This window comes from Mangrovimicrobium sediminis, assembly GCF_004745945.1.
GTDB classification, from domain to species: domain Bacteria; phylum Pseudomonadota; class Gammaproteobacteria; order Pseudomonadales; family Halieaceae; genus Mangrovimicrobium; species Mangrovimicrobium sediminis.
In genome coordinates this window covers 1-4,247 of the sequence record NZ_SRLE01000021.1, presented here as the reverse complement: position 1 = coordinate 4,247, position 4,247 = coordinate 1, and the positions used below count along the sequence as shown (strand labels likewise).

At 50.3% G+C, this 4,247-nt stretch carries 4 protein-coding genes; all 4 read right to left on the bottom strand.

The genetic code is table 11. The features are described 5' to 3' along the window. On the bottom strand, positions 1 to 228 hold a 228-nt coding region (locus tag E4634_RS20840), incomplete at its 3' end, for a transposase (RefSeq protein WP_135446620.1). 71 nt (positions 229 to 299) lie between these two features. Next, positions 300 to 524 carry a DUF6980 family protein gene (locus E4634_RS22160; RefSeq protein ID WP_434783515.1) on the bottom strand — a complete coding sequence of 75 codons (225 nt, stop codon included), beginning with the start codon at positions 522 to 524 and terminating at the stop codon, positions 300 to 302. 979 nt (positions 525 to 1,503) lie between these two features. Continuing rightward, a complete protein-coding gene (locus E4634_RS20830) occupies positions 1,504 to 1,890 on the bottom strand; it encodes a hypothetical protein (RefSeq protein WP_135446619.1) in 387 nt (128 codons plus the stop codon). 1,613 nt (positions 1,891 to 3,503) lie between these two features. Beyond that, the gene (locus E4634_RS20825; RefSeq protein ID WP_135446618.1) at positions 3,504 to 3,830 is read right to left on the bottom strand and encodes a type II toxin-antitoxin system HicB family antitoxin; all 327 of its coding nucleotides are present in this window, start codon (positions 3,828 to 3,830) and stop codon (positions 3,504 to 3,506) included. Positions 3,831 to 4,247 lie beyond the last annotated feature (417 nt).

The window sequence follows — 4,247 nt, the reverse complement described above, 5'->3', positions numbered from 1 at the left end:
ATCCATCTCCTTCTTCTCCATTTCAAGGTCGGTGGGCCTAGTATCCTGTACCACAATTCTGCCTTCCCGGAGTGCTTTCCTCCAGCGCGAAAGCATGAAGGGGTGAATGTCTAACGCCTCTGCTACGTCTTTCACTTTCACATCGGGGAGATGCGAAAGCTGCACTGCCTTGGCTTTGAATTCATTGCTGTACTGCCAGGTCTTTCTGGGTCGGGTATACCTGGGCATGCTGGGACTCCTCGTTAGGTTGAGGTGTCCGTTTTACCGGGTGAAGTTCACGCCCTTGCTGCCTTGACTTGTTATAGCTTTGTGGCACACCACGGACAATATTTGATATATACAACAGATGGCCCTCCATCTCGGACCGGCAATGCATACCCTTCGCCATCGTAGTAGAGCAAAACATCAGGGCACTCTAGTAAGTTTGGATGATGCTCACATTCATAATTGGCGTAGTACGCTGCATGTACACACGGATACTTCTCTAAAGCGATGCTCCGATTTTCCAGGCCCACAACTTTCATATGGTCTCGACAGCTTTCACAGTCTCTCGAATGCTCTAGGCAGTGAAGGAACTCAGATTCCTCCATCTTTTCGTAGCCGAGATACCTTTCTTCAAATTCATCGCAGTTCATAGGAAGCTATAACGCTTCAAGCAGGGGCCCGCGTTAGCGGGTCCCGGCGCGAAGCGCCCTTGCTGCCTTGACTTGTTAAGTGTTTATCTGCTGCCACACTTTGGCCCCATAGCAACTGTCACCGTAGAAAAGGCGAATATGGATTGGAATTTCCAAGTGATATGAGGTCACTATTGACTTAAAACCATCGACTGTTTCTGTAAGGCTAATAGGAAATACCAGTATCGGCTCTTCTGGAGCGCCAACAACAATCTCTGCCATCTCGAGATCGAGAGGATAACCTTCCAACGAGGCAGGAATCATTAGGTGATATGTAGCACCATTTGTAAATGTCTCGGACCCGACGGCCACTGAATTATCAAATTCATGAACTTTCCAACCAGGCGGACACCTCGCAGTTGAAGCGCTGGCATCGACGCAAACAAGAATGATCAAAGATAGAATGTATCTGCGCATTGATTCCACACTTAACGCCGCCAGCAGCGGGCGCACAGACCGCGCAGCGGTTTGGGCGTCCGGCGACCGAAGGGAGCGAACTGCCTGGCCTTGTTATGTGGCACGACGGATGCCTGATTGGTAAACCTGCATATTAGCCCTCATGCACAACCTCCATGGCAACTGACAATTCGGTTGCGGACTCTGCCCAACCAAGATGCTGCATGTGACAACCCAACTTTGAACAACCAGGGAGTGGCGAAAGGCTGAGCCACGCCACCAGAAGATGACGCTGGCAGCCGAGAGATAAAAAATGCCTGGGTAACCAACGAACGCATATACTTAATCCCCACTTGCAACTACCACATAACGCTTCAAGCAGGGGCGAGCGTTAGCGAGTCCCGGCGCGAAGCGCCCTTGCTGCCTTGCCTTGTTATATGGCAAACGGAGTGCCCTCTTCAAACAGGCTGATTAAAGAACTAATACAGCTACTGGCATTCTCGCCTTCAACTTGTAGGACTCCCTCTAATGAGAGCTTGCCTGGAAAGGACGCCGCTGATTCAGCGTGCAACAGAATATCTATAGCACCATTCATCTTCGCCTTGATACAAGCTGAAAAGCGAGAGCCACCATTAAGTTTAACTTCTCCTTTTCTGGAGTTGTTCAGGCGGACTAGATCGGCAACGATCTCCGAAATTTCGTCAAAGTAGATATCGTCATGATGAAACGAGCACCCCTCGTAATCCAAGCTGACGATAAAGTGCGGGACATCAGTTACGTCCGGCCACATCTCTCGTTTGATTAGTACGCTGTTGCTCATGCTGCCATATAACGCTTCAAGCAGGGGCCCGCGTTAGCGGGTCCCGGCGCGAAGCGCCCTTGCTGCCTTGACTTGTTAAGTGTTCGAAACATAAAGCCACCAAATTACAGTTACACCTGATAAAACGCAGTTGCAAATAAGATGTTTGATACGCCATTTGTTGCCAACTTCATTGAATTGGCTTTTATCAAACATTACAAACGGGTACATGAGCCTGAACGTATTTCCATCTTTGGTGTTGTTGTGCATGCCCATCCAGGTTACGAAACACCAGACCACACCGGCTAAATAAGCGACTACCGCCAGTATTTTTAGAATTACGCTCACAAGCTCCATTGAGGACACTTAACGCTTCAAGCAGGGGCCCGCGTTAGCGGGTCCCGGCGCGAAGCGCCCTTGCTGCCTTGACTTGTTATATGCCACCGCGAGATACAAACTGAAGTTCGTCATCGTCATCCTCGACACCCCAAAACACGAGCCCAAACGGTTCAGCTTTTATTAGGACTCCTGGTCGATCCACATTCCATTCCTGAATCTGATCACTGGATTCAATGAGTTCATCAACTACACCGGAAGTTTTTCCATGCTCTATCAGCACGTTGTCACCAAGGCGTACTTCCTCTCCACTCAAGTATCTCATTGCCTCTGCCGGAATCTCACACGCATATAACGCTGAGCGGCAGCGGGCGCGCGGTACGCGCGTCCGGCGACCGAAGGGAGCGAACTGCCCGCACTTGTTATTTTGTGAGGTTCGGCAGAAGAGGTCCCTTTCAGCAACTGGGCCAGAGAGCTGGGCAAGACGAAAGAACACACTACTCCTGCGTAGCTAAAGTGAGCCGAACGATCGAAGATTTTTGAAATATATGTCCCCTTCATCGGACGTCTTGAAACCTCTGAGTGGCGCCGAAGCATAGTGGCCGCGATGCAAAATAACGCTTCAAGCAGGGGCCCGCGTTAGCGGGTCCCGGCGCGAAGCGCCCTTGCTGCCTTGACTTGTTAATGTGCCTTCTCACGAAACTAGACTCTTGACGTAGAAGACGAAAATAACGCCCAAACATATTAGCGAGCCATTGTAGGCATGCATTGCTCTCACGGCACCTCGAAACTCTGGCTGGGGAAACGTACTTTTATTCGAATTCAACCAGGCCATGCGCTTGTAGAACCACACCTTTTCAATTTTGTTCTTGGTAAGACGCTTACTCATCACATCGGCGTATGCGAGTAAAAGAACGTGAGCCAAAAATAGGCCTAAGATGATCATTCCTTCGTATGGCAGGGTGCTCATTGGCACATTAACGCTGAGCGGCAGCGGGCGCGCGGTACGCGCGTCCGGCGACCGAAGGGAGCGAACTGCCCGCACTTGTTATTTTGTGAAGTTCGGCAAAAGTGGCCCATTTCAGCAACTGGGCCAAAGGGTTGGGCAAGGCTAAAGAACCACCCATGTCGGCGTAGCTATCGTGAGCCGAACAATCGAAGATTTTTGACATATATGTCCCCTTCATGGGACGTCTTGAAACCTCTGAGTGGCGCCGAAACATAGTGGCCGCGATGCAAAATAACGCTTCAGGCTGCGGACCGCGTTAGCGGGTCCGTAGCCCTGACTTGTTACGTGTTTAATGAAGCCGACTGGCGATCAGACGATTTAGACTAACCCCAGCCTCCGCTGCTTGAATTGCTAAAGACCTATGGGTTTCAGGCGGAACGCGAACCATAAACTTGCCACTATAATTTTTAGTGGCGATGGGTTCGGGCACAGCTTCATTCCCCGCCTCCATTTCACTGACACATTCCTTTACGAGCTTACGGATCCCCGCTAAGGCTTTTTCGGGAGTTTTTTCGAGCCAGCTCAGACTGGAAAATTCCGCGCACAAGCCAACGTACTCCTGATCTTCCTCAGACCAGGTAACCCGGTAAGTGTAACGATCAATATATTTAGCCACCTTCCACCTCCAGACGCTCTATAGCAGCTAGCACTTGCCGAACCTGATAAGGCTTGGCTTTACCCTTGGCATTTTGGATATTTACTCTAGGGTCCCCTTGCCATGGGGTCCGATAAACCCTATGGCTGGAGCCAGATTGACGGGCTTCTCCAAAATAGGCATCACAGACTTTACATAAGTCATTGAATCTTATGCCCTTTGGGTTCGCTCGCATATTGGCGAGGATATCTTCAGTACTTGCCATGCCCTTAATAATATCACTAATGATACTATAGGCAAGCTCTAAATCGAAGTAGATGCGGGGGACTAGCAGGACACGTAACGCTTCAGGCTGCGAACCGCGTTAGCGGGTCCGTGGCCCTGACTTGTTAAGTTTTGCGATGCCACTAGAAATGCCCAATATTGCCAGACCGAACA

Coding starts and splice junctions, on each gene's coding strand:
- E4634_RS22160 (WP_434783515.1), bottom strand. CDS start 524: ATGAAAGTTGTGGGCCTGGAAAATCGGAGCATCGCTTTAGAGAAGTAT.
- E4634_RS20830 (WP_135446619.1), bottom strand. CDS start 1,890: ATGAGCAACAGCGTACTAATCAAACGAGAGATGTGGCCGGACGTAACT.